27 protein-coding genes, 1 tRNA gene and 3 pseudogenes are annotated in these 24,203 nt (G+C 73.0%); 15 read left to right on the top strand and 16 right to left on the bottom strand.

Annotation, left to right across the window (positions count from 1 at the left end; translation table 11 throughout):
* The first annotated feature begins 48 nt into the window (after nt 1-48).
* The gene (locus OG332_RS01835) at nt 49-714 is read left to right on the top strand and encodes a lysophospholipid acyltransferase family protein (RefSeq protein WP_327411763.1); all 666 of its coding nucleotides are present in this window, start codon (nt 49-51) and stop codon (nt 712-714) included.
* Here the strand turns inward: OG332_RS01835 and OG332_RS01830 are convergent.
* Entirely contained in the window at nt 711-1,433 is a 723-nt protein-coding gene (locus OG332_RS01830; RefSeq protein WP_327411762.1) for a hypothetical protein, read from the bottom strand. The two genes, OG332_RS01835 and OG332_RS01830, sit on opposite strands and share 4 nt — an antisense overlap.
* Before the next feature lie 124 nt (nt 1,434-1,557).
* Nucleotides 1,558-1,989: a GNAT family N-acetyltransferase gene (locus OG332_RS01825; RefSeq protein WP_327411761.1), complete on the bottom strand. Its 432-nt coding sequence runs from the start codon at nt 1,987-1,989 to the stop codon at nt 1,558-1,560.
* A 178-nt stretch (nt 1,990-2,167) separates the two neighbouring features.
* Between OG332_RS01825 and OG332_RS01820 the strand changes: the two genes are divergently transcribed.
* From OG332_RS01820 to OG332_RS01805, 4 genes and pseudogenes are all read left to right on the top strand, one after another.
* Complete coding sequence (locus tag OG332_RS01820; RefSeq protein ID WP_327411760.1) at nt 2,168-2,584, top strand: YciI family protein; 417 nt, start codon at nt 2,168-2,170, stop codon at nt 2,582-2,584.
* On the top strand, nt 2,581-3,858 hold the full coding sequence (locus OG332_RS01815; protein WP_327411759.1) for an RNA polymerase sigma factor: 1,278 nt from the start codon (nt 2,581-2,583) through the stop codon (nt 3,856-3,858). The genes OG332_RS01820 and OG332_RS01815 overlap by 4 nt, the downstream gene beginning before the upstream one ends.
* 64 nt (nt 3,859-3,922) lie before the next feature.
* Nucleotides 3,923-4,105, top strand: a complete 183-nt coding sequence (locus OG332_RS01810) for a hypothetical protein (RefSeq protein WP_327411758.1) — start codon at nt 3,923-3,925, stop codon at nt 4,103-4,105.
* A gap of 151 nt (nt 4,106-4,256) precedes the next feature.
* A pseudogene (locus OG332_RS01805) lies at nt 4,257-4,415 on the top strand (serine hydrolase domain-containing protein); the annotation flags it as partial.
* Nucleotides 4,416-4,445: 30 nt separating this feature from the next.
* Here OG332_RS01805 and OG332_RS01800 read toward each other — a convergent pair.
* Nucleotides 4,446-5,957, bottom strand: coding sequence for a class I adenylate-forming enzyme family protein (locus OG332_RS01800; protein ID WP_327411757.1), 1,512 nt, complete (start codon nt 5,955-5,957; stop codon nt 4,446-4,448).
* A gap of 65 nt (nt 5,958-6,022) precedes the next feature.
* Between OG332_RS01800 and OG332_RS01795 the strand changes: the two genes are divergently transcribed.
* The 3 genes from OG332_RS01795 to cynR all read left to right on the top strand — a co-directional run bounded on the left by OG332_RS01795 (nt 6,023) and on the right by cynR (nt 8,337).
* Entirely contained in the window at nt 6,023-6,784 is a 762-nt protein-coding gene (locus tag OG332_RS01795; protein WP_327411756.1) for a class I SAM-dependent methyltransferase, read from the top strand.
* Nucleotides 6,785-6,864: 80 nt separating this feature from the next.
* Complete coding sequence (locus tag OG332_RS01790) at nt 6,865-7,275, top strand: rodlin (RefSeq protein ID WP_327411755.1); 411 nt, start codon at nt 6,865-6,867, stop codon at nt 7,273-7,275.
* Between the two features lie 114 nt (nt 7,276-7,389).
* On the top strand, nt 7,390-8,337 hold the full coding sequence (gene cynR / locus OG332_RS01785; RefSeq protein WP_327411754.1) for a transcriptional regulator CynR: 948 nt from the start codon (nt 7,390-7,392) through the stop codon (nt 8,335-8,337).
* On the opposite strand, the gene OG332_RS01780 is transcribed toward cynR, so the two are convergent.
* Together OG332_RS01780 and OG332_RS01775 are read right to left on the bottom strand one after the other, a co-directional pair.
* Nucleotides 8,301-8,951 (bottom strand): DUF4360 domain-containing protein, encoded by a 651-nt coding sequence (locus OG332_RS01780; RefSeq protein WP_327411753.1) that lies wholly within the window; start codon nt 8,949-8,951, stop codon nt 8,301-8,303. The two genes, cynR and OG332_RS01780, sit on opposite strands and share 37 nt — an antisense overlap.
* Before the next feature lie 273 nt (nt 8,952-9,224).
* Complete coding sequence (locus tag OG332_RS01775) at nt 9,225-9,620, bottom strand: response regulator (protein WP_327411752.1); 396 nt, start codon at nt 9,618-9,620, stop codon at nt 9,225-9,227.
* A gap of 99 nt (nt 9,621-9,719) precedes the next feature.
* On the opposite strand from OG332_RS01775, the gene OG332_RS01770 reads away from it, so the two are divergent.
* From OG332_RS01770 to OG332_RS01760, 3 genes are all read left to right on the top strand, one after another.
* Nucleotides 9,720-10,004, top strand: a complete 285-nt coding sequence (locus tag OG332_RS01770) for a hypothetical protein (RefSeq protein ID WP_327411751.1) — start codon at nt 9,720-9,722, stop codon at nt 10,002-10,004.
* Nucleotides 10,005-10,208: 204 nt separating this feature from the next.
* Entirely contained in the window at nt 10,209-11,318 is a 1,110-nt protein-coding gene (locus tag OG332_RS01765; RefSeq protein WP_327411750.1) for a serine hydrolase domain-containing protein, read from the top strand.
* A gap of 165 nt (nt 11,319-11,483) precedes the next feature.
* Nucleotides 11,484-12,080: a hypothetical protein gene (locus tag OG332_RS01760; RefSeq protein ID WP_327411749.1), complete on the top strand. Its 597-nt coding sequence runs from the start codon at nt 11,484-11,486 to the stop codon at nt 12,078-12,080.
* A 323-nt stretch (nt 12,081-12,403) separates the two neighbouring features.
* Here OG332_RS01760 and OG332_RS01755 read toward each other — a convergent pair whose 3' ends face one another.
* A complete protein-coding gene (locus OG332_RS01755) occupies nt 12,404-15,877 on the bottom strand; it encodes a M28 family peptidase (protein ID WP_327419073.1) in 3,474 nt (1,157 codons plus the stop codon).
* A gap of 178 nt (nt 15,878-16,055) precedes the next feature.
* Between OG332_RS01755 and OG332_RS01750 the strand changes: the two genes are divergently transcribed.
* Nucleotides 16,056-17,015, top strand: coding sequence for a LysR family transcriptional regulator (locus OG332_RS01750; protein ID WP_327411748.1), 960 nt, complete (start codon nt 16,056-16,058; stop codon nt 17,013-17,015).
* Nucleotides 17,016-17,077: 62 nt separating this feature from the next.
* Here the strand turns inward: OG332_RS01750 and OG332_RS01745 are convergent, their stop codons facing one another.
* The 10 genes and pseudogenes from OG332_RS01745 to OG332_RS01700 form a co-directional block, all read right to left on the bottom strand.
* Nucleotides 17,078-17,908, bottom strand: a complete 831-nt coding sequence (locus OG332_RS01745; protein ID WP_327411747.1) for a class I SAM-dependent methyltransferase — start codon at nt 17,906-17,908, stop codon at nt 17,078-17,080.
* Between the two features lie 88 nt (nt 17,909-17,996).
* Complete coding sequence (locus OG332_RS01740) at nt 17,997-18,257, bottom strand: hypothetical protein (protein ID WP_327411746.1); 261 nt, start codon at nt 18,255-18,257, stop codon at nt 17,997-17,999.
* Entirely contained in the window at nt 18,244-18,528 is a 285-nt protein-coding gene (locus OG332_RS01735) for a DUF6400 family protein (protein ID WP_327411745.1), read from the bottom strand. Before OG332_RS01735 ends, OG332_RS01740 begins: the two co-directional genes overlap by 14 nt.
* A 126-nt stretch (nt 18,529-18,654) precedes the next feature.
* Nucleotides 18,655-18,968 (bottom strand): annotated as a pseudogene (locus OG332_RS01730) (GNAT family N-acetyltransferase); the annotation flags it as partial.
* 776 nt (nt 18,969-19,744) lie between these two features.
* Nucleotides 19,745-20,014, bottom strand: coding sequence for an antitoxin MazE7 (locus OG332_RS01725; protein WP_327411744.1), 270 nt, complete (start codon nt 20,012-20,014; stop codon nt 19,745-19,747).
* A gap of 71 nt (nt 20,015-20,085) precedes the next feature.
* The gene (locus OG332_RS01720; RefSeq protein ID WP_327411743.1) at nt 20,086-21,330 is read right to left on the bottom strand and encodes a mannosyltransferase family protein; all 1,245 of its coding nucleotides are present in this window, start codon (nt 21,328-21,330) and stop codon (nt 20,086-20,088) included.
* 98 nt (nt 21,331-21,428) lie between these two features.
* Nucleotides 21,429-21,866 carry a hypothetical protein gene (locus OG332_RS01715; RefSeq protein ID WP_327411742.1) on the bottom strand — a complete coding sequence of 146 codons (438 nt, stop codon included), beginning with the start codon at nt 21,864-21,866 and terminating at the stop codon, nt 21,429-21,431.
* On the bottom strand, nt 21,859-22,356 hold the full coding sequence (locus OG332_RS01710; RefSeq protein WP_327411741.1) for a SigE family RNA polymerase sigma factor: 498 nt from the start codon (nt 22,354-22,356) through the stop codon (nt 21,859-21,861). The genes OG332_RS01715 and OG332_RS01710 overlap by 8 nt, the downstream gene beginning before the upstream one ends.
* A gap of 97 nt (nt 22,357-22,453) precedes the next feature.
* Nucleotides 22,454-22,648 (bottom strand): hypothetical protein, encoded by a 195-nt coding sequence (locus OG332_RS01705; RefSeq protein ID WP_327411740.1) that lies wholly within the window; start codon nt 22,646-22,648, stop codon nt 22,454-22,456.
* Nucleotides 22,649-22,719: 71 nt separating this feature from the next.
* A tRNA-Met gene (locus OG332_RS01700) sits at nt 22,720-22,793 on the bottom strand.
* Nucleotides 22,794-23,081: 288 nt separating this feature from the next.
* Here OG332_RS01700 and OG332_RS01695 point away from each other — a divergent pair.
* The 3 genes and pseudogenes from OG332_RS01695 (at nt 23,082) to OG332_RS01685 (ending at nt 24,159) form a co-directional block, all read left to right on the top strand.
* On the top strand, nt 23,082-23,285 hold the full coding sequence (locus tag OG332_RS01695; protein ID WP_030384970.1) for a cold-shock protein: 204 nt from the start codon (nt 23,082-23,084) through the stop codon (nt 23,283-23,285).
* A gap of 116 nt (nt 23,286-23,401) precedes the next feature.
* A pseudogene (locus OG332_RS01690) lies at nt 23,402-23,785 on the top strand (serine hydrolase domain-containing protein); the annotation flags it as partial.
* 38 nt (nt 23,786-23,823) lie between these two features.
* Nucleotides 23,824-24,159: a hypothetical protein gene (locus OG332_RS01685; protein ID WP_327419574.1), complete on the top strand. Its 336-nt coding sequence runs from the start codon at nt 23,824-23,826 to the stop codon at nt 24,157-24,159.
* Nucleotides 24,160-24,203 lie beyond the last annotated feature (44 nt).

Genomic DNA, 24,203 nt, shown 5'->3' with positions numbered 1-24,203 from the left:
ACCGACCATGGACCGCACCACCACCGCCGCACTCGAACGGGGCCGTCCATGCTCAGCCGAATCGCCGCAGCCCTCGTCCCCGCCTTCGGGAGGCTGACCGTCACCGCCGACCCGGGCGCGCGGCCCGCCGCCCCCAGCATCCTCGTCGCCAACCACACCTCCCTCGCCGACCCGGCCGTCGTGGTCGCCGCGCTGCGCCGGTACGGGATCGAGCCGGTCATCCTGGCCACCGGCGGCCTGTGGCGCGTACCCCTGCTCGGCTCCGCGCTCCGGCGCGAGGGCCACATCGCCGTCCACCGCGGCACCGCCCGCGCCGCCGACTCCCTGGACGCCGCCGCCGTCGCCCTCGCCTCGGGCCGCAGCGTGCTGCTCTACGGCGAAGGCGGCCTGCCGTCGCGCCGCGACGCGGGGGAGGCGGCCCCGGGTCCCTTCCGCAGCGGTCTGGCCCGGCTCGCCGCCGCGACGGGAGCACCCGTCGTGCCCGTCGGCCAGGCGGGCGCCCGCCGCTTGTGTTCCGGCAGCAGCGCCAAGCAGCTCGCGGGAGTGGTCACCGCTCCGCTGCGCAGGCCCTGCCTGCACGTTCACATCGGCTCGCCGCTGCACCTCCCCGACCGGGTGCCGGAGGCGACGGACCGGGCCCGACGGGCCGTCACGGCCGCCTGGCGGACCGCCGCGCTCGCAGCCGGGGAAGCGTGCTCGGGAGCTTCGTCCTAGCGGGTGGCGTGCCCGAGGACGACATGGGCGGAGGCCTGCCGGTCGGCGTCCGTGTCGATGAAGGACACCACCACCGGGCTGCTGCCCGTCGGCCCGCCGGCGGTCGCGCGCAGCCGGTAGCGCTCGACGCGCACGGCCTCGCGGGCGAGCGGGCCGCCGCCGGTGAACGCGGACAGCGGTTTGACGTCGTTGGCGATGCGGAACTCGGCCGGGCGCCACGCGCCCGAGGCCTGGTCGAAACGTTCCAGCAGGAAACCCGGCCAGTTGCCCGGCTGGTCGCCGGGTTCGCCGACCAGGGACTCCATTTGGAAGGCGACCAGCAGATGCCGGTACTCGGCGGAGTTCCCGTTCCGCAGGGTCACCGTGAACTCCTGTGCCGCGCCCCCGCGTACGAGGGCGAGACGGCCGCCCCGGGTCTCGACCGCGACGGTCAGCCGGGTCGGCGCCGGGGGCGGCGTCGCCGCCCGGGTCGTGGGCGCGGCCGCTGACGCGGAGGCGCCGGCCGGAGAAGCCGGAACGGGCGCGGAGGCAGGGGCAGTGGAGGCTGCGGCGGCCGCCGACTCCGAGGCGGAAGCGGACGCGGACACCTGGGCGGAGGCCGGGGCCGAGGCCGCCGGGTTCTCGGCGCCCTTGTCCCCGCACCCCGTGGAACCCGCCAGCAGGACGGCTGCCACGGCCGCAGCGGACAGGCCCCTGCGGGGGCCTCTGGATGCGGACATGAGATCGGTTCCCCCAGGGTCGGTCGGCTTCCGCAGGAACCTAGCAACCACGTGACCGGCCGACGAGCCCGAACGGGCCTCGGGGCGGCGACGGTTCGGTCACGGGAACCGCGCCCCGGCGCCCTCAGCCGAGCGGCTTCTCGAAGCTGAAGGCGGTCACGGCCATCCGCTCGCGGAAGTAGAAGCGGTGCGCGTCGGTGCGCTGGGTGCCGGAGTCGAGGGTGAGGGCGGTGCAGCCGGAGGCCAGCGCGTGCCGTTCCAGATGCGCGAGCAGAGCGTGCCCCACCCCTGTGGAACGGGCGGTGGCCGCGGTGACCAGGTCGTCGACGTAGAGCTTGCGGACCAGCGAGGTGGTGGCGACGAGCCGCCAGCCGGCCGCGCCCACGCACACGCCGTGCGTGTCGTACGCGGCGGTGAAGCGCAGCCCTTGCCCGTGCCCTTCCGCGAGGATCCCGAGGAAGAGCTCGTCGGTGAGGTGGGGGCGCAGTTCCCGCAGCACGGGCAGCAGGTCCGCGGTGAGCCGCGGGTCTCCGGGCTCCAGGTCGATGATCTTCATGGGGTCAGGGTAAGGGCCCCCTCGCCCGGCACCGGGTCCCGGCCGTGTCCGGCGGCCGGACACAGTCGTATCGCGCGGCACCGGCCGACGTGTCGAAATGGGAAGGACAGCTCCGACGTCCCGTGCGAGAGGCTCCCGATCCCGGAGCCCGTGAGAAGAAGAGAAGGAGTGGCACCCCATGAAGTACATGCTGATGGTCCTCGGGAAGCAGGCCGACTACGACGCCATGTTCGGCAAGGCGAACAGTGGCGGTCCGGCATGGTCCGAGTCGGAGCTGAAGGCGATGTACGACCACATGGGCGCCCTGAACGCCGAGCTCGTCGAGTCGGGCGAGTGGGTCGACGGACAGGGCCTCACCGAACCCCGCCAGGCCCGCTTGGTGACCGTCGGCGCCGACGGAGCCCCCGTGATCTCCGACGGACCGTACGGAGAGGCCAAGGAGGTGCTCGCCGGCTACTGGATCGTCGACGTCCCCGATTTCGCCCGGGCCGCCGAGATCGCCGCCCGCGCCTACGCCTGCCCGGTCCCCGAGGGCGCGCCGAACTACCCGGTCGTCGTCCAACCCGTCGACACCGCCTCGGGAACCGAGATGTGAAGACGGAATCCACCCGCGCGAACGAGGACCTGCTGCGCCGGCTGGCACCGCAGGTCCTCGGCGCGCTCGTGCGCCGCTACGGGCACTTCGACGCGGCCGAGGACGCCGTACAGGAGGCCCTGCTCGCCGCCGCCCGGCAGTGGCCCGAGGATGGCCGCCCGGGCAACCCGCGCGGCTGGCTGATCCGCGTCGCTTCCCGCCGCCTCACGGACCAGCTGCGCAGCGAGGACGCGCGAAGGCGCCGCGAGGAGACCGTCGCCGCGCTGACCCCGCGTGACGCGTTCGTCGAGCCGCCACCGGGGGAGGGCCGCGCCCCGGCCGAGGACGACACCCTCGCACTGCTCTTCCTCTGCTGCCACGCGGAGCTGTCCCCCGAAGCACGCATCGCCCTCACCCTGCGCGCCGTAGGCGGCCTCACCACCGCCGAGATCGCCCGCGCCTTCCTGGTGCCCGAGGCCACGATGGCGCAGCGGATCAGCCGGGCGAAACGGCGCATCAAGGCCTCGGAAGCGCCGTTCGGCATCCCGCACGACGGACGGGAGTGGGGGCGGGACCGCGGCCCGGACCACGCCGAGCGGCTCGCCGACGTGCTCCACGTGCTCTACCTGGTCTTCAACGAGGGCTACACCGCCACCTCGGGCCGCGATCTGCAGCGCGCCGACCTCGCTGCCGAGGCCGTCCGCCTCACGCGCGCCGTCCACGCGCTGCTGCCGGCCGACGGCGAGGTGGCCGGCCTGCTCGCCCTCATGCTGCTCACGGACGCCCGCCGCGCCGCCCGTACCGAGCCCGACGGCAGTCTGGTCCCCCTCGCCGAGCAGGACCGCTCCCGCTGGGACCGCGCGGCCATCACCGAGGGGGTGGCCCTGGTCAGCGACGCCCTCACCCGCACTCCGCTCGGGCCGTACCAGCTGCGCGCCGCGATCGCGGCCGTCCACGACGAGGCGGCGAGCGACGCGGACACCGACTGGGCGGAGATCCTCGCCCTGTACGAGGTGCTGATGCGACGCGTCCCCGGCCCCGTGGAACGCCTGGGCCACGCCGTCGCGGTGGCGATGGTGCACGGGCCGCGGGAGGCCCTCGCACTGCTCGCCGCGCTGGACGAGGACGACCGCCTCGCGGGCCACCACCGCCTCGAAGCCGTACGGGCCCACCTGCTGGAGATGGCGGGCGACCGGGCGGCGGCGCGCGCCGCCTACGCGAAGGCCGCCGGACTCACCCTCAGCCTTCCGGAGCGCCGCTACCTCCAGTCCCGGGCCGCCCGGATCGGGGAATGAGCGGGGACGTCCGCATTGCGGACATGGTCCACGGTTGTCACACCCCCCGACTACTCTTGATCACGTGAGCCCGACCCCTGACGACCACTCCGCGGCCGAACGTTCCCTCGCCGAGATCAACGCCGACATCCGCTGCCTCTTCGCCCGCGCCGAGGGCCGCCTCTCCGACGCGGAGCGGATCCGGCACGCCGTCCTGCTGCAGGAGTGGGCCGGGGCCATAAGGGCCTCGGTGGTTCCGGCCGCGTAGCGGCCGCGACGCGTGTCCGACCGACGCGTGTCCGACCGACGCGTGGCGGACCGATGAATGCGCGGCCCGGCGGCAGCGTGAGCGACCTGCGCACTCTCCTGGAGGCCCGTGCCGGTGACGGACCGCTGCCCGGCGCCGTGGGTGCCTCGACCCGTGGAACGTCCCGGGTCGGTACGGCCGGATCGGCGGCACCGGCAGCGCCGCCCACGTGGTACCGGCCACCGGGACGGTCACCGTCCTGCTGACCCAGGGGGAACTGGCCGGCCCCACCCCGCTGCAGGTGATGAGGGACTTCTGGAGCTACGCCGCCACCCGGAACCGACAGGCCCCCGCCCGTCGGCTACGCCGGGCCGCGGGAGTCGGCGGTGGCGGCCGCGGCTGCGCGCTCCCGCAGCCGGCGCTTGTCCGGCTTGCCCCGCGCGGTCAGCGGGATCGTCCGCTCCCAGAACACCGCGGTGGGCCGGTGCGCCGGAGACAGCTCCTTCTCCACCAGGTCACAGGCCTCGGCGGCCGCCTCCGCCCCGGTGGAACACCCGCTCGCCGGTACGAGGAAGGCGCACACCTCCTCGCCGGTGAGCTCGCTGTGCCGGCCCACCACCACGGCCTGCGCCACGGCGGGATGCCGGGCGAGCGCCGCCTCGACCGGCACGCAGTACACGTTGTCCCCGTCGACCATCACCACGTCCTTGACCCGGTCGTCGAGGTACAGGTAGCCGTCCTCGCCGAAGTGTCCGAGATCCCCGGTCCGAAGCCATCCGTCCCGCAGCACCCCGGCCGTCAGCCCGGGCCGGCCCCAGTACCCGGCCATCATCGCCGCCGACCGCATCCACACCTCGCCGGTGTCTCCGGCCGCCGACGCCGCGCCCCGCTCGTCCCGTACCTCGACCTCCACCCCCGCGACCGGCCGTCCGACCGACGTGAGCAGCTCGGGCCTTCCGGCCACCGCCGCCTCGTGGTCGGCGGGGGAGAGGCGGCAGATCACCGCCGCCTCGTTCATGCCGTACCCCTGCTGCCACCGGCCGCCCCAGCGGGTCACCGCCTCCCGCAGCCGTTCGGGGTGGACGGGCGAATCACCGTACGAGACCGTCTCCAGCCCGGGCACCCCGGGGGCCGTCACCGGGTCGGCCAGCAGCCGGTACACCATCGAGGTCGTCAGGTACGTGGACACCGGCCCCAGCCGCAGGCAGGCGGCCGCGAACTCCCGGGTCTCGAAGGGGTCGAGGATCTCCACCCGTCCCCCGGCCCGCAACTGTTCCAGGCACCGCCCGCCCGACCGCTGCGCAAGCGACGTGACCGACAGGTACACCGACTCCGCCCAGCCGTGCGCGTGTACGGCGTTCCGCGCGGCCATCGCGCCGAAGGTGGAGGCCACGCCCTTGGGCAGCCCCGTGGTCCCGCCGGTGTACGTCACCCGTGCCACGTCCTCCTCCCGCGCCCGTACGGACACCGCCGCCGCCTCGCGGTGGGCTGCCCGTCGGAGCACCTCGTCCAGGGCGAGCCGCGGAGCCCCGGTGTCGGGCACCGCGAGGTCGTGCACCACCAGGTCCGGCCGGCAGTCCCGCAGGATGAAGTCCAGCCCGTACAGGGCAGGTCCGGCGAGCACCTGGGTCAGCCGCGCACCCAGCAGGTGCGCGGCGATCCGTACCAGCAGCACCTCCGGCCGGTTCGTGCCCGCCACACAGGCCAGCCCCGAGCCTCGCCCGATCCCCTCCTCGGAGAGCACCGAGGCCATCCGGCAGGCGCCGTCCAGTACTTCTCGGAACTCCAGCACGACCGGGCCGGTCCCCAGTGCGGGCCGCCCCGCGTACCGCTCCAACGCCCCGACCAGTTCCGTGACATACCGTGCGGCCACCACGCGCCGACCCGCCTCTCGTGCCCCGCTCCGCAGTGCCCGGGGCCACCGGCATCATGGACGGCATGACGACCGAATCCCGTGCTCGTTCATTCAGCGCCGCGGCCGCGCGCTACGCAGACCATCGCCCCTCGTATCCGCCCGCGCTCTTCGACACGCTGGCGGAACTGGCCGGCTTTCCGCTGGCCGGCGCCCGGGTCGCCGACGTCGGGGCGGGCACGGGGATCGCCACCGCCCTGCTGGAGGCGCGCGGGGCCCGCGTGATCGGGGTGGAGCCCGGCGAGGGCATGGCCGCGGAGTTCCGGCGCCGCAACCCCCGGACGCCGCTCGTCCGCGCGGACGGCAACCGGCTGCCGCTGGCCTCCGGTTGCCTGGACCTGCTGACGTACGCACAGTCCTGGCACTGGACCGACCCGGCCCGTTCCGTCCCCGAGGCGCTGCGCGTGCTGCGCCCCGGCGGGGCGCTGGCGGTCTGGCAGAACGACCCGGACGTCACCGTCGGATGGATCGCGGATCAACAGGCGCGCATCGAGGAGCGGTTCGGCCCGGGCTGGTACATCAACGAGCGCGCCCGCTCGCAGGAGGGGCTGCGCTTCACCGTCCGCCGCCTGACGTGGTCGCGCAGCGTCCCCGTCGACACCCATCTGGGCAAGCTGTCCACGCACTCCCTCTTCCTCGTCGGCGAGCCCGGCACGGACGACTTCCTCGCCGACGAACGCGCCCTCCTCATGCGCCGGTTCCCGGACGGCCGGGTGGAGGAGCACTACGTCGTCGAGCTGAGTCTGGCCGTGCGCGGCCCCGACGTGCCGGAGGGGCTGATCGGGTGAAGCGGCGGAACCTGTCGCCGACCCGGGCGTTGATCAAGGCGCTCACCCACCATGCACTCGTGCGACATAAGGACCCACTGATGCTGAAGAAGATTATGGCCACCGCCGCCGCCACCGCGTCCATCGTCGGCGTGGGCGCCGCCATGGCAGCTCCGGCCATGGCCATCGGCAACGACCAGGGGATCAACACCGTCAACGGCAACCACGCCCAGCAGATCTACGGCAACCAGAAGACCCACGGCGACCTGAGCCCGCAGCTCGGCCTGGTCCAGGGCACTCTGAACAAGCCCTGCATCGGCCTGCCGGCGAAGCTGAACCTCCAGGGGATCCTTGCCGCCGGCAACCTCGGCATCCAGGACATCAACGTCCTGTCGAACCCGCAGAACCAGCAGTGCACCGAGAACTCCACCCAGGCCAAGGGCGACGAGCCGCTCTCGCACATCCTGGACAACATCCCGGTCCTGTCGGGCAACATCTCGCAGGGCAGCTGACGCAGTCCCCATGTGCGAGCCGGGGCCTCCGACGCCTGCGCGAGTGCCCACGGGGCCCCGGCTTGTTCCGCCCGGATCCGCGGATCCACCGTTCAACCGGCGCGCGCCGGCCCGATGGCCGTCACCGTGGGCACCGAACCGCACCTCGAAGAGCCTCCCGCCCGACCGGGCGAGAGGCTCTTCGACGTGCGTCACAAGCGCTTCGTCAGAAGGGCTTCGTCGGGGGCGACGTACGTCCACCACGCGCGCGGCGCCCTGCGGGACCTCGCGGCCGCCGAGCGGGCCGTCATGGACCTCGCCGACCTCTCCCGCGGCCACCTGCGCCTCGCGCTGACCCCCACCTTCACCGCGTACCTCGTGGGCCCGCTCGTCGCCGCACTCCACGCCGCCCACCCCGGCATCACCCTGGAGCTCCGGGAGATGCCGCAGGACCGCATCGAAGCCGGCCTGCTCGCCGACGACCACGACATCGGCCTCGCCTTCGAGGGGCCGCACCTGCCGGGCATCGCGGCGACCCCGCTGTTCACGGAGACCCTCGCCCTGGTCGCCGCCGCCGACGCGGATCCCGGGCCCCTTCCCGTACGCGACCTGGCTGCGCGCCGACTGGTGCTGCTCAGCGGGGACTTCGCCACCCGCGGGCACGTCGACGCCTACCTCGCCGCCCACGGCATCCGGCCGCCCATCGCGGTCGAGGCGAACTCCGTCCAGGCCCTCACCGAAATCGTCCGGCGCACCCCACTGGCGACCGTCCTGCCCGCCGCGGTCACCGACGACCACCCGTACCTGCGCCCCGTCCCGCTGGACCCTGCCCTCCCGCTGCGCACGGTCACCCTGCTGCGCCGTGAGAACGCCTACGAGAGCGCCGCGTCCCGCGCCTTCACGGAACTCACCACCCGCCTGGTCCGCACCCGCGGCTACCACCCCGTCCCGGCGGACACGGCCCGGCACGCCGGGCGGGCGTCCGCCTCCCCGCTGCGCGTGGGAGCGCGGAGCGGGGAGGCGGACGGGAGGGGGAGCGGGCGGGGTCAGTTGCGGGTGCACTCCCTCCAGGCCAGGTGGTAGACGGTGTTGATGCTGCCGTCCGTGGAGTCCATGGTCATGTAGCTGGTGGAAGCGGGAGCCGAGGTGCCCTTGCTGACGCGCAGTTCGGTGTTGATGTTGAAGTTGCGCTGCACGCCGCACGGCGCCCACACCATCTGGGCCCAGTCGGTCACGTCGGTGGCCTGCCAGTTGTCCTCGCGCGGCCCGCTGAAGTTGTGCGTGCGGGCGGCGGTGTCCGGGGAGCCCTGGAAGTAGTACGACGCCTTCTCGGTGCTCTTCGCGCCCGGCGCCAGGGAGGCGTAGCCGCGGTAGTCGGCGCTGGCGATGGCGTAGGTGAAGCCGTGGGGCACGTGCACGATCAGGCTGAGCTGGCAGTTCTTGCGCGCCGCGGTGGGCGGTGCGCCACCGCCGACCTGAGCGAGGTACTGGCTGTAGGTCACGGTGAACGCGGTGTTGTCCTGGGACACCGCGACCTCCGCGGTGTCCTTCGGACACCCGGATCCGTTGACGGTCGCGACCTCGATCACGATCCGGTCGGGCGGCGGGTCCACGATGGTCGAGGGGGCGGGCTGTGCGGGCAGGGTGGCGGTGAGCAGGGCGCCGATCGCGCCGCTCACGAGGAATCCACCGGACATATAGCTCCAATCCACTGCTTCGGTACCGGGTGGCGCGGGCGCGCCTGAAGTGCCGCAGGGTGGGGGGATGCGTCCGGCCAGAGCGGGGCCGGGTCGTCACAGACCGGTGCAGGAGGGAACAGAACGCGCACATGCATGGGGACGGGGATGGGCATGCGCGACGGGCACCCGGTCGGTGAAGACCGGGTGCCCGAATCGTAGGAACCCTTGGCGGGGTGGAACAGAGCGATGTCCGGCCAATCGCCCCGCCCCGCCCGGACCGACCGGATCAGGTCACGCGCCCGCGGTGTCCGGACGGGCGAGGCGTTCGACGCGGGCCAGGAACTCGGTGGGGTGGAACGGCTTCGCGAGGCAGTCGCTCACCCCGGCCTCCAGCGCGCGGACCGTGCACTCCGGGTCCGCGGGCGGCAGCGCCAGGATCGGCACGCGCCCGTGGTCGGGGTGCCGGCGGATCTCCTCGAACATCGCCACCTCGTCCAGACCGGGACCGGTGCGCTCGCAGATCACCAGGGCGATCGGTCCGGCGCTGCCCAGCAGGTCAACGGCGTCCACCCCGCTCCCGCCGTCGACCACGGCGAACCCCCGGGCGACGAGGAGGCGCTCCAGCAGCGTCCGGAGGGTGCGCTCCTTCGCCACAAGGAGGATCTTGCTCGGGGAATCGCCGCTCATGGTGGTGCCTCTTCGTTCGCGTCCGGGGGTCCTGGAGAGCGTACGAGGTGGGGCGTGTGAGCGCCCGCTCCGGGGCACCTGATCAGGTAGCTTCGAGCCATGACCACTGAGCCGCAGAGCTTCCAGATCCTGCTGGTGCCCGAGCACATCGAGAACCTGCGCGGGGCCTCCGCCGCCGACAGGGCCCTACGCGCGGCCACCGTCGAGGCGACCGGTGAGACCGGCTCCTCCGGGTACCCCCACTACCGCGGTGAGGGCATGGAGGCCGACATCGACCCGCGTACCCGCTCGATCGAGGCACTGCTCGTCGACGGCGCGGAGCTGGACCTCGGCCTGACCGCCATGATCGCCCCCGAGCGGGGCGGTGGCGGCACCTCCAAGTGACGGCGGGCCGCCGACCCCGATCGCGCACGGAACGGCCGCCGGGCAACCTCCCAGGGTATCAGCTGATGCTGTAGAAGGGAAGAGGGGCAATCCGGTTGTCCCGGTCTTCTCGATGTTGGCCGGGAGCGGGCCAGCGCCGAAGGGCGCCGCGGCGTAGCGTTTTTCCTCAGGGAAGAACGCCGGAGCCGCATCGAGGAGACCGAGATGGCCAAGTCCGTGCCCCAGGAGACGAGTTCACGTTCGGCCGTGCAGGAGGTCCTGGACCGGGCCGTGAGCGAGAGCGGCCTTCCCGGCATGGTCGCCGAGGTACAGGACGGCGCGGGCCGCTGGTTCGGGGCGGCGGGGGTGGCGGACACGGTGACGGGGCGCGCGCGGCTGCCGCAGGAGCAGTTCCGCATCGGCAGCGCCACCAAGACGTTCACGGCCGCCCTCCTCCTGCAGCTGGCGGCCGAGCGCAGGCTCGGCCTGGACGACACCGTCGAGCAGTGGCTGCCGGGCCTGGTGCGGGGGAACGGCAACGACGGCGGCGGGGTCACCCTCCGCCAGTTACTCGGCATGACCAGCGGACTCTTCAACTACGCCCAGGACGAATCGCTGACGTCCAGGCACTACGGCCCCGCCTTCCTGGAGCACCGCTACGACCGGTTCCGCCCGGAGGAGCTGGTGGAGGTCGCGATGTCCCACGCCCCCGACTTCGCGCCGGGCGAGGGCTGGACCTACAGCAACACCGGCTACATCCTGGGCGGCCTCGTCATCGAGAAGGTGACCGGCCGGAGCTACGCCGACGAGCTCGAGCAGCGCATCGTCCGCCCGCTCGGACTGACCGGAACCTACCTGCCGGGTGATGGCCAGCACGAGCTGCGCGGACCGCACACCCGCCTCTACAGCAGGAACCACCTGCCCGCGCCCGATGCCGAGATCCACGACGTGACCGAGCTCGACGCGAGTTTCGCCTGGACGGCCGGCGGCATGGTCTCCACCGTCGGGGACCTGAACCGGTTCTTCGGCGCGCTGCTCTGCGGCCGGCTGCTGCCGCCCGACCAGCAGGAGGAGATGTTCACCGTGTCCCCCACCCCCGAGGGCAAGTGGATCCCGCACACCTCCTACGGTCTCGCCGTGGCATCGGTGGAGCTGTCCTCCGGCGAGCGGGTCTGGGGCATGGGCGGCGCCTTCACCGGATCGTTCTGCTACACCTACGGCACCCGCGACGGCGGGCACCTCGTCTCCCAGAGCCTCAACGGCGACTGGAGCGACCCGATCGGCCTCTTCACGGAGGTGCTCGAAGCCGAGTTCGCGGGGGGCGGCTCCGTGTGACGAGGCCCCGCGTACGGTGCTGCTCCCCCGAGCGGGGGAGCAGCACCGTACGCGGGGAGGAGGCGGCGCTGCGGGCCCGCGCAGCAGGATGGGGCCATGACCTGATCACCGAGGGCCCAACAGATCGGCGCGCTCACCGCTTGCGCCGGCGCGCTCGCCTACACCGTGAGCAAGATCGACCTCGCCCGGGACGGCGAGCTGGGCATGCCGGGCTTCCCCGCACCGCAGGAGGCCTACGTCCAGGTCGCCGACGTCACGGCCGCCCAGCTGGGCAACGCCGGCCTCGGTCTGCTGATGGCCCTCGTCGCCCTGCTGCTGGTACGCCCGCCCGCCGCCCGGTACGTCCGGTGGGCCGCGGTCGCCGTCTCCTGGGCGGGCATCGCGATGGTCGGAGCCGGGGTCGTCGGCTTCGGCGCGCGGGCGGCGGGTGTGGCCCCGAGCCTCGGCGACACGCCCCCCGACATGGGCACGGCCCTCGCGGCGCTGACGGTCGGCGCCGTTTGGGTGGCGGGATGGTGTGTGGCCGCGGTCGGCGCGGGACGGCGCCGCGACCGGATCCGTACCGGGGCCCGAGGTGCCGACGTCCGGTTGAGGCAGGGCTCATGCCGTGCCGGGCTCCGCGGCGCGGCCGGTGCCCCGGGTGGCGCTGACCGCGGCCGAAGCCGTCGCCAGGGACGCGCCCGCCAGCGCGTACGCCGCGTCCGTGAGCGGGGCTGCCGGGCCCGGGTGCGGACCGCGGGCCGGCCCGCCCCGCCGGAGTGACGGCGGCGGCCGCGTCCCGCAGCAGGTGTGCGCACGCGAGCAGTTCGGCCGGATCCAGCACCTCCCGCGCCCGGTCGTAGGGGCGCCGGTACGCCGACCATGACGGCGGTGCCGAGGGCGAGGTGCAGGTCGAAGCGGGCGGAGGCCTCGCGCGCGAGGTAGACCTCCCACAGGCCGTGCAGCGAGCGCGCGACACGTTGCCCGTATTGCCTCATGTCCGTGCCTGATCAACCGATACGTCCACGCGGGAACAGTACGGCAGGCGTCCGGCCCGGCCCCCGCCGTACGGGGACCGGGCCGGACATCACAGGGCCGGGTGGGCGTCAGCTCACCTGGAGGGCGACATCGTCCACGACGAAGGAGGTCTGGAGGGACTGGTCCTCCACGCCGTTGAACTTCAGGGTGACGCTCTGGCCGGCGAACGCGGACAGGTCGTAGGACTTCTCGGCGTAGCCGGAGTTCGCGTCCAGGTTGGAGAAGGACGCCAGCGTCTGGCTGCCGACGGAGACGGTGAACCGGTCGTAGACGACGTTCTCGTCCTCGTCCGTGTCGATGTGGAGGAAGAACGAGAGCCGGTACGAGGCGCAGCCCGACGGAACGGCCAGCGACTGCGAGGCGCTGTCGGTGTGGGTGGACCCGTACCCGTTCAGCCACGCCTTGTAGCTGCCGCCGTGCGGGGCCTGCCCGGACTGGTTGGTGATGACGCCCGCGGTCGCGCTCCACGGACTGGCGCCGTTCTCGAAGCCGCCGTTGACCACGAGCTGGCGCGGCGTGCAGCTGCCGCTGCCGGTGACGGTCAGGGTGTAGGTGGTGGTGTGGCCGACGGTGCCGGAGCCGGTGACCGTCAGGGTGTAGGTGCCGGGCACGGTGCTCGCGCCGACCTGGACGGACAGCGTCGAGGAGCTGCCGGACTGTACGGACGTGGGGCTCAGCGTGGCGCTCGCTCCGGCCGGCGCGCCGGTGACGGAGAGGGCGACGGTCTGGGCGGCGCCGCTCACGGTGGCGGTGTTCACCGTGGCGGTGGTGGAACCGCCGGGGGCCGCGCTGCCCGCGGACGGGCTGACACCGATGGAGAAGTCCTGTGCGGGGGTCTCACCGCCGACGGCCTGCTTCCACACGGCGTAGGCGACGCCGTCGGCGCTGCGGTCCAGCACGGTGGCGCTGATGTTGTTCGTGGTGTCGCAGGAGCTGTGGTAGCAGGGGTCGTAGGCGGCGTTCGCCGTGCCGCCCCACTTCGCGGCCTGCGCCGAGGTCTTGCGGGCGCTGGCCCCGGCCGCGTAGCCGGAGGTGGGGATGCCGCCCTGCTGGAAGGAGTAGTCGTCGCTGCGGCCCTGGCCCTCGGTGTTCTCCTCGGGCGCCAGGTTCAGCGAGGTCCAGTACGCCTTGAGCGGGGCCGCGGTGGCGGAGTTGACGTTGTTGATGAAGTAGCCGCCGTTGGTGGAGCCGACCATGTCGAAGTTGTAGTAGCCCTTGATGGCCGCGCGCTGGGCGCTGCTGAGCTGGTTGACGTAGAACTCGGACCCGTTCAGGCCCTGCTCCTCGTCCGTCCACCAGGCGAAGCGCACGTGCTTGGTCATCGTGGGGTTCTTCTGGGCGAGGACGAGCGCGTTCTCCAGCAGGGTCGCGGAGCCCGAGCCGTTGTCGTTGATGCCGGGGCCGGCCGAGACGCCGTCCAGGTGGGCGCCGAACATGACGGTCTGGTCGGCCGGGCCGCCCGGCCAGTCGGCGATCAGGTTGTTCGACGGGTAGGTGCAGGAGGAGCAGTTCTGCTCGGTGACGGTGTAGCCGGCGGCCTGCAGCTTGCCCTTCACGTAGGCCAGCGACTGGGTGTAGCCGGCGCTGCCCGCACGGCGGTGGCCGCCGTTCTGGGAGGCGATGGTGCCGAACTGGGCAAGGTGCGCCTGCACGTTGGCGACGCTGATGTCCGGCGGGTCGTTGCCGGGCTGGGTGCCGCCGACGTTCAGCGTGTAGTCGACGGTGTGGGAGAGGGCGGCACCCTGTCCCTTGACGACGACGGTGGACGCGCCGGGCGCCGCGTTGGCGGTGGCGGTCAGCGTCAGTACGGAGGACTGGCCGGACTGCACGGTGGCGGGGTTGAAGGAGGCGCTCACCCCGGCCGGCAGGCCGCCGGCGGTCAGCGTCACCGACTGGGCGGTGCCGGTGGCGACGGTGGTGCCGACGGTGGTGGTGACCGTACCGCCCTGCTGGACGGTGCCCGACGAGGGGTTCAGCGCCATCGAGAAGTCGTTGTTCTGGCCGCTCGGCGTGCACGTCGGGTCCGCGGGCTGGGCGGGCACGCTGATCGCGTCCCAGGCGCCCTTGGTCTTGTTGAAGAGGCCGCAGCTGGCGTCGAGCGACTTGGCGGAGCTCAGGGTCGCCGTGCGGTACTTCTTGTAGGACATGCTGCTGGTCTTGAGCAGCATGCCGCCGTAGAAGATCTTGCCGGCGTTCTGGACGCCCACCCCGGTGACCGTGGACTGGTTGCAGGTGGGGCTGCTCGGCTTGCCGCCGCCCGGGTTGCTGCCCTCGGCCAGCAGGTAGAACCAGTGGTTCAGCGGGCCGGCGGCCTTGTGCACCTCGGTGCCGGGTATCGCGGAGCTGTAGCAGGCCGGGTCGTTGTTGACGGCCGGCGGGTTGTACATGTTGCGGATGGGGCCCCGGCCCTGGAGGTTGATGACCTCGCCGACCGTGTAGTCGGGGGTGTCGTACGGGGCCGGCTGGTTGATGTACGCCTCGGTCAGCGCGCCGAAGATGTCGCCGGTGGCCTCGCCGAGGCCGGACTCCTGGCCGCTGGTGCCGCCGGGGGTGTTGGAGTCGATGGCGTGCCCGTACTCGTGGGCCACCACGTCCACGCCGGCGATCCACTCGTTGGCGCTGTTGTGGCCGATGGTGACCGAACTGCCGTCCCAGTAGGCGTTGAGGTCGCCCAGGCCGACCTTGCCGGGGAAGCTGCGGCCGTTTCCGCTGATGCCGTTGCGGCCGAGCCACTGGGCGAGCATGTCCCACTGCTTCTGCGCCGCGAACATCAGGTCGACGCAGCCGGTCTCCTTGCTCGTGGGGTTGCCGGTGCCCCAGGAGTCGGAGGACTTGGTGAAGACACTGCCGTTGCCGTAGTCGGCGCAGCTGAGGCCGGTCCGGTTCGGGTCGCGCAGCGTGTACGTGGAACCCGAGTTGGTGGTGTCGATGGAGATCGGGCCGGGCCCGTTCCACTTGCTGTTGCCGGAGCCGGCCACCACGTCGTCGTAGCTGTCGACGAAGGCGCCGGTCCGCGCGTCCGTGAAGACGTGCAGTCTGCTGGGAGCGGTCCTGGTACGGCCGCTCAGCACGGTCTCCCAGGCCAGCACCGGCTTGTCGTCCTTCAGCCGGACGACGAGCCGGCTGCTCTCGACCTTGTCGACCGAGGCCAGCCTCACCCGTGCGGTGGACTCGGCGTCCTTCGCGGAGACCGACGCGCGGGTCGCCACGTCGATCCGTACGGAGGAGGCCGACTGGAGGGCGCGCACCTTGCCGGTGCCGTCGGCGAGCACGACCGCGTCGCCGCCGACGACCGGCAGGCCGCGGTAGCTGCGCTCGTACGAGACGGAGTAGAGGTCCTTCACCCAGGGGGTGACGAGACGTCTTTCGTACTGTTCCTGCGAGGAGTTGACCAGGGAGTCGAGACCACTGTCGACGGCCTGGTCGGCCGCCGCGACCGCACGTGCGGCCGGTGTGTCCTTCTGGGACGGTGCGGGCTGAGCCTGCTGCGCCGCCGATGCCGTCCCGGCCAGGGTGCCGGCGAGGCCTGCGGTCAGCGCCATCGCCGCCACGGCCGCCGTCCATCTTCTGGGCTGCAACGTCCACTCCGATCGTGGGGGGTCGGGGATGAGTGTTCGTTCGCGGCCGAGTATGAGCGTGGACATGACGAGAATGGGACATCCCGGCGGGCATAAGGCCCGCGTTATGGTCCCGGGACGGGCTGCTGCGTACGCTGCCCGGATGCAGCTGGAGTTGAGGCATCTGCAAGCCGTCTGCCGGATAGCGGAGGCGGGCAGCCTGGGGGGCGCGGCGCGGCGGCTCGGTGTTTCCCAGCCCGCACTCTCGGCGCAGCTGCGGCGCATCGAGCAGGTCACCGGCGGCGAGCTGTTCGTGCGCGGCCGGGGCGGGGTGGAACCCACCGCGCTGGGGCAGTTCGTCCTGGCCAGGGCGCGCCGCGTGCTCAGCGAGATGGACGCCCTGGGAGCGGACGCGCGCGCCCTGTCCGCCGGCGGTCCGCTGCGCCTGGGCTGCATCCTGCTCGTGCTGCTCGACGGCCTCCTCGCCCAGACCGACCTGTCCATGTCCGGCCGGGAGATCGCCGTGGACCTGGAGGACTCGGTGACCGCGCTGGCCCGGATGCTCGGCGCGGGGAGGTACGACGCCATCGTGTACGGGGAGGTCAACGACCACGAGGTCCCGCTGCCGGAAGGGACCCTGGCCAGGACGCTGATCCCGAAGGAGCCCTTCTGCATCCGGCTGTCGGCGAAGCACCCCCTCGCGGGCCTCGACCGCATCGACCTGGCCGACCTCGCCGACGAGCCGTGGCTGACCCTGGTCGAGGACGACGACGGCGGTCCCGAGGCCCTCGTCGCCGCCTGCGCGAAGGCCGGATTCAGCCCGTCACTGCGTTACCGGATCACCGATCGCAAGATGCAGCACGACCTGATCGCCGCGGGCCGCGCGGTCTCGCTCTGCCAGCCGACGGCCCCGCCGGGGGAGGGTACGGTGATGCGCCCGCTGGTCGGCACCCCCATCACGGGCCGCATCCGCCTGGCCTGGAACCGCTCGGCGCTGTCGGCCGGGCAGGCGGAACTGCTCTACCGGGCCGCGGCCCGCGCCTACCTGGCCAATGTGGACAACAACGCCTTCCACAAGGAGTGGTGGGACGCCCACCCGGAGGTGCATCCGGCCGTCGACTGAGCGGGGGTCGACCGAACGGAGGTCGAGTGACCGCAGGGGGCACGGCTACGGGGCGGGGCGGATCAGCCCCGGCGGTGGGCGGTCAGCAGGAGGTACTCCCACTCCATGACCCCGTCCACGGTGTGCTCGGCGGCGAGGGCGTCGAGCGCGGCGTCCAGGGCGGCGACCCGGTCCGGATCGCCGGCGACGGCGCGGTAGACGGCGATCGTCGGACCGTAGGTTGCCTTGAAGAACTCCCGGAAGTCCGCAGGCTTGCGGAAGCGGTCCACGCGGACCGTCTCGCGGCGCGCGTCGACGTCGGTCACCGCGTCGCCCAGCAGCTCGTGGACGTGCTCCTCGTCCCCCCACAGGGGCGGCGGCTGGGCGCCGGGCGGCGGCGGGGGAGCGAAGGGCTTCATCGCGGCGAACAGCCGGCCCACGAAGCCCTGCGGAGTCCAGTTGGCCATCCCGATCGTGCCGCCCGAGCGGCAGACGCGCAGCATCTCCTCGGCGGCGGCCCGGTGGTGCGGGGCGAACATGGCGCCGACGCAGGACATCACGATGTCGAACTCCCCGTCCGCGAACGGCAGGGCCTCGGCGTCCGCCTCCCGCCACTCCAGCCGGGCGCCGCGTACGGCGGCCAGGTGCCGCCCGATCTCCAGCAGCTCGGGGGTGAGGTCGGAGGCCACCACGTCGGCCCCGGCCAGGGCGGCCGGGATGGCCGCGTTGCCGGAGCCCGCCGCGACGTCGAGCACCCGGTCGCCCTGCCGGACGCCGCACTCCTGCACGAGCCGGGCCCCGAGCTCCGGGATGACGTGGGAGACCACGGACGGGTAGTCGCCCAGCGCCCACATCGCGCGGTGCCGGGCCTTCAGGGTGCGGTCGGCCTGGACCGCTTCGCTCGCCTCGGTCATGACAGCCGTCCTCCAGGGCTCGGATCAGCACCTTCTTCGAGGATAGGCACCTTCCGCGGGCCCGGCCCGTCGGCCGCTGCGGGGCGGGTCAGGGGTGCGACATGCCGTCGGTGAGGCGGCTCCACAGCGAGGAGCGCGTGGCGCCGAAGCCGCTCTCGTGCACCCAGACGTGGGTGCAGCCCGGGCACTGCAGGTGGAGCAGGCTGCCCGTGTTGGAGAGCAGGTAGCGCCAGTGCGCGGAGCACGCGCCGCGCTCCCCGCACGGCTCGCACCCCCGGGTGTCCTCGCAGTTGGGGCAGGCCACCCAGGCCCGGCGGCCGATGTCGGCCTGCGGGTCAAGCGGCAGCACGGCCGTGTCCTCGCCCGGGGAGCACGCCGGCCGCGACCAGCTCGTCGTACATGCGCTGCTGTGCCTCGTCGAGCCCCGAGTACAGCAGGTCGTACGCCGCCTCCTCGCCGCGCAGCACCTCGATCGGGTCCCAGTCGGGGCCGAGCGCCTCCATCACCTGGGCCCGCCGGAGGACCTCCTGGGCGGTGAGGTCGACGGTGAAGCCGACCAGCGCGGGCTCGGCGGCCGCGTCGTCCGGGCCGGCGGGGGAAGTGGGGGGCTGCGGGCTCATGATTCGAACTTAGGTAACCCTTCCTTGATCGGTCAAGGGAGGGTGGGCGGAGTCACAGCGCGGCCCCGAGGCACGACACGGCCCGCAGTCGCGGCGGAGCCGGGAGTCACGAAAAGCCCAGGGCGCCGGGATCTCGAAGTGGACCGTCCCGAATCCGCCGTGCTCGCCCGTCGTGCGGGCGTCCCAGACCTCGGTGGCCAGGCTGCGCCAGAATCGCTCCGCGCCCGGAATGTCGACGTTCGTGTGCAGGTAGACGCGCTCGTAGCCCGGCACGCCGACCGCGAACGCGCACGCCTCCCGGACCATGGCCCGGGCCGGCCCGTGCCTGCGGTGGGCGGGGCGTACGCAGACCCGCAGGAGCTGGGCGGTGCTGCCCGAGGGGTAGCGCTCGGCGGCCAGCGCGGATGCGGCGGGTGGGCGGGCCCGCGGGAGTGCACGGCGGCTCGTACGGGCTGCCGGTGGGCGGGATGCGGACGCTGCTGCCGTCGGGGGCGGTGTTCCCGCAGGTGATCAGACCGAAGCCGGTGGGCCCGTGGGAGAGGTGGATGGACAGGGCGGTCGCGGCGGCGGCTTCGGGCGGGGCGACGGTGCGGATCTTGCCGCAGACGCGTTCGGTGAGCTGGCTGAGCAGGCGGGTGGTGGGATCGCCGCCGAGGGTCTCGTACTGCCAGCGCAGGAGGTAGCCGCGCAGGAACAGGGCGACCTGGACGGCGCGGAGCCGTACGAGGGCGCGGGCCTGGTCGGGTGCGGGGCCGATGCGGTGGTCGCGCAGGTAGAAGGTGAGGCGGGCGCCGAGGGCCCGGGTGTGCCGGAGGCTGCCGGGCATCGCGTGGTGGCCGGCCAGGCCGCGGCGGATCAGCCACTGATCGGCCAGGTGGACCTCGCGGCCGTAGACCTCGTTCAGGGCGGTGAAGGTGTTCCGGGGAGCTTCACGCGGCAGTGGGCGAGGAAGACCGGGAAGTCCTGCATGGGCAGGACGGGGCCGACGCCTTCGGCCCACGGGGTCTTGGCGTTGGCGCGCAGCCCGCTGGTGAGGGAGCGGGGCGAGGGCGGGAGCTCGCGGGCGAAGGCGGTGAGGTCGATCGCCTGGAAGCGGTATCCGGCGTCGTGGAAGGCGGCGGCCTTCGACGAACACCGGCCGCGGCCGCACTGGCCGACCGTACCGCCGTCCTGGAGGGGGGACGCCTCGCCGGATCGGGAGGGCCGTGACGTGCCGTCAGGCCCGGCCCAGCGGCGGCCGGTTCCGGGTTTCCAAGAGCCGGTGGGTCGAGCGGCCGCCGAAGTCGCGGGCGAACCCCTCGCGGAATCCGGGCCGTTCGAGCGCCTTCTCGAAGGCGCGCGCCGCGCGTGCGAGGGCGGCCTCGTTCTCCTGGGCGGTGGTGAGTTCGGCGAGGTACGCCCGCAGGCTCAGCCCGCGGTCCGCGGCGAGCACGGCGAGCCGGTCGTGCACATCGGTGTCGACCTCGACTGTGGTGGTGTCGGCCATGCACCGAGTATGCGCGCCCGCGGACCGGGCGGGGGCCCGTTCGGCGCAGGGCGTTGACGGCAGCGTCCGCCCTAGCCGGCCCAGCGGCCCGTGAGGAAGGTGAGGGCGACCGTGATGCCGAGCGGGCCGACCACGTACAGGTAGGCGGACTGCACCCGCGGTCGGCGCTGGCTCCAGGTGGCCAGGGCGGTCCAGAGCGGCCACCACAGCAGCGTGGAACGGGGGACCGAGGTGTACCAGTAGGAGGTGCCCAGGGCCCACAGGGTGAGGGCGATGTAGAGCGCCTCGGGCCAGCGGCGGCCCCGTACCAGCACGGCGATCAGGACGACACCGACCAGCATGGCCAGGAGTTCGGCCTGCCACATCAGCGCGTACCCGGTGGGCTGGGTGTGGTGGAAGGCGGCCTCCCAGGTGTTCGCCCAGGCCTCCCACGGTGCGTGGAAGTCCCGGTACCAGCCGCGTTCCTGGGCGTGCTTCCAGGCCATCCAGTCCCCGGTCCGCGTCTGCAGGTACCAGGAGTACAGGGCGGGAGCGAGGGCGGGCAGACACAGCCAGGGCGCTGCGCGCCAGGCGCGGCGGCCCCGGGCGGTGAGGACGAAGTGGAGCACGAGCGCGGCCACGAGGTACAGCCCGGTGACGCGCACCGAACAGGCCAGGCAGGCCAGGACCGAGGCCGCCGGCCAGTTCCGGCGCTGGGCCGCCAGCCAGGCGGGCAGGGCCAGGGCGAGGAAGAGCGCCTCGGTGTATCCGGCGGCGAGGAACACGGCGCACGGCGACAGCAGGAAGAAGAGGACCGTCCGCCGGCCCGCGTCCTGGTCGGGCAGCCGGAGGCGGGCGATGCGGGCGAGGGCCAGGACGGCGATGCCGCCCGCGAGGAACGAGATCAGCGCTCCGGCCGCGGCCCAGTCGGGGACGACGGCGTGGACGGCGCGCAGGGTGAGGGGGAAACCGGGGAAGAAGGCCTCCCGGTTGTCCCAGCCTGCCGTCCAGGGTCCGGCCTGGCCGGGGAAGTAGCCGTCCCTGGCTATGTGCAGGTAGTGCGTCCAGTCCCACTGCTGCCAGGGCGCGAGCGGAGAGGCCGGCCGGCGGGCGTTGCCGTCGGAGGGGAACAGCCAGCCGACGGCTCCCGTGGTGGTCCAGATGCCGACGCGGGTCAGCAGGTAGAGCCACAGCACCTCGCGGTCGACCGGGCCGAGGCGCGGCAGCGTTCGCCGGGGACGGCGGGCGCGGTGGGTGCGGCCCTCGTCGGGGACGCGCGGCCCGGCGGCGAGCGAGTCGGCGACCTCGGACGGCCGATGCGGGGCGGAAACGGACATACGGGATCTCCTGACCCTGTGAGGGCATGCGGAACCACCGGCCGGGGTGCAAGGCCGGTGTCCGCGAGCGGTGATGGGGGGAGTGGCGCGGGCGGGGGTTACCCGGGCAGCCGCGAGGAGGTGGCGGATGCGCCCGGGTACGCCGTCCCGGGGGGAGCGCCGGGCGGCGCCGTCGTATGGCGGGGCGGTGTCGGGCTGGAGGTCGCAGTGGAGGACGGCGGGTAGTGCGGTGTGGAGGACGGCAGGGTGGTCGGCTCGGAGGTCGGCGTGGGGGTCGGCCCGGAGGACGGGGCCAGGGGAGAGGGGGTGCTCGCCGGGAGGACCGGGCCCGGACTGCCGGGCAGGAACGAGGCCAGGGCCGCGCCGGATCCGGCGAGGACGAGGGAGCAGGCGACGGCGAGGCCGGCGATACGGCGCCGCCGTACCCGTTCCCCGCGGTGCTCGATGACGGTGACGGGCGGCAGCGAGGTGCGGGTCTCCGCGGCGGAGGCGGCTTCCCGGAACAGGGACCGCAGCGGGTCGTGGGAGTCAGGCATCGGGGGCCTCCTCGGTGCGGGGGTCCTGCAGACGGAGGGAGAGCGCGGCCCGTCCCCGGGAGAGGTGGGTCTTGACCGTGCTCGCGGACAGCGAGGTCTCGGCGGCGATCTGCTCGACGGTCAGATCGCACACGTAGTGCAGCGCCATGGTCCGGCGCTGCTTCGGGGGTAGCTGCCGCAGCGCCTCCACGAGCGCGACCGCCTCCGGCCCCGGCCCCTCCACGTGCGTCGCGGGGGTCGTGCGCCGCCATGCGTCGGCGGTCCGCCGCCGCCCACGCCAGCGGCTGACCGCGAGCCGCCAGGCGACCGTGCGGATCCACGCCTCGGGCCTGCCCTCCCGGTCCAGCTGACGCCGGCGACCCCAGCCCCTGACGAAGGCCTCCTGCACTACGTCCTGGGCCTCGTGATGGTCACCGAGCATCACGTACAGCTGTCCTGCGAGCCGTCCCGCCGCTTGCGCGTAGAACTCCTCGAATTCCTCGACGGTCAAAAAATCGCTCCTGAATCCATGTGCACCTCTCACGGGGCATACGCCCGTCCCACCGCATCCGGTTGACACCGGACGACAGTTCGTCGTGTGAGTGCCGTCACACCTCGGACGGCTCGGTTCCGGACGGCGGCCGCCCCGGGCCCGCGTCGTGGACGGTCAGGGCGACCTGGACCCGGCCGTCGACGGCGAGCTCGGCCACGATGGTGTCGTCGTCGACGCTGCCGCACATCAGCCGCAGCCCCATCCGCACCAGCGGAGCGTCGTCGGCGAGGAGTGCGCGCCGCCGCCTCACCTGAGGAGCGGTCCGCCGCCCGAAATGACACAAGGGCCCGGATCCGTGAGGATCCGGGCCCTTGTGGGCAGTAGCGGGGACAGGATTTGAACCTGCGACCTCTGGGTTATGAGCCCAGCGAGCTACCGAGCTGCTCCACCCCGCGTCGGTAGACCTCACCCTACGGCATTCCCGGGGCCCCACTCGCCACATTTCGGGACGGCCGGGTCCTTACGGTCCGCGCACCGGCGGGATCCCGCCGTTAAGGCGAGATCATTCCCCCTGGTGACAGTGCGTGCAGGCGTGTACCTTCACGGGTAGCTGTCGTGGTTCCAAGTGCCTTGCCCGTGCCTTTCGGTGTGGGCAGTTTTGCTGTGTTGTGCCGTAGGACCAGGGCGATCACCTCCGTCTTCCACGCCGTGTGGAAGACGTACGTCAACGGGAAGGCATGAACATGGCTACGGGAACTGTGAAGTGGTTCAACTCTGAGAAGGGCTTCGGCTTCATCGCCCAGGACGGTGGCGGCCCGGACGTCTTCGCCCACTACTCGGCGATCAACGCCTCTGGCTACCGCGAGCTCCAGGAGGGCCAGGCCGTGACGTTCGACATCACGCAGGGCCAGAAGGGCCCGCAGGCGGAGAACATCACCCCCGCCTAGTCCCACGACTGCCGGAGAACCGTTTCGTCGCTGACGTCGTCACCATGTGATCACTGACGTGCCGAAACATCCGACATGCGACACCAGGGCCGTGCGGCGACCGCTGCACGGCCCTGGTGCATGATGCACGGGTGAATCGCAGGGTGGGCGCGGACGTTCAGGCGCGGGTCGGCGGGATTCTCGAAGAGCTGGTGGAGTCCGGTCGGGAGAGCGGCCTCCAAGTGGCGTCCTACCTCGACGGCGAGCCGGTCGTCGACGCGCACGCGGGCTGGGCCGACCGGCCCGGTGGCCGCCGGCTCGGATCCGGCACGCTGATCCACAGCTCCTCGACCGGCAAGGGCTTCACCGCGACCCTGGTGCACGTGCTCGCCGAGCGCGGGCTGATCGCGTAAGACACTCCCATCGCCCACTACTGGCCCGAGTTCGGGGCGCACGGCAAGGAGCCGGCCACCGTACGCCATGCCCTGACGCACTCCATCGGGGTACCGCAGCTCCCCTGCGCCATCACCCCGGAGGAGCTGTGCGACTGGGACACCATGTGCGCGATCGTCGCGGCACAGGACCGCTGTGGGAGCCGGGCACCGCGAGCGGGTACCACGGCTGGACCTTCGGCTGGATCCTGGGCAGGTACGCCAAGGGGCTGGGCTACTTCCTCGGCCTGCCCGCGATGGCCGGCGAACGCACGGCCTTCGGGCACCACGGCAGCGGCGGCAGCATCGCCTTCGCCGACCGCGGCCGAGGCCTCGCCTTCTGCCTCACCCGCACCCGCCCGGTGGCCGGCGCGGCGGACACCGCGGCCCGGACCCTGGCCGACGAGATCAGAGCCGCCGTCACCCCCGCCGAGCAAGCCCTGACCGGACGTGACGAGCGCTGACGGGTCCTTGTGGCTCCTGACGCGTCGGCCCGGGTGCGCCGGCT

The organism is Streptomyces sp. NBC_01233 (genome assembly GCF_035989305.1).
Lineage (GTDB): Bacteria > Actinomycetota > Actinomycetes > Streptomycetales > Streptomycetaceae > Streptomyces.
The sequence above is the reverse complement of the archived record's forward strand: the minus strand, read 5'-3'. Positions and strand labels throughout refer to the sequence as shown.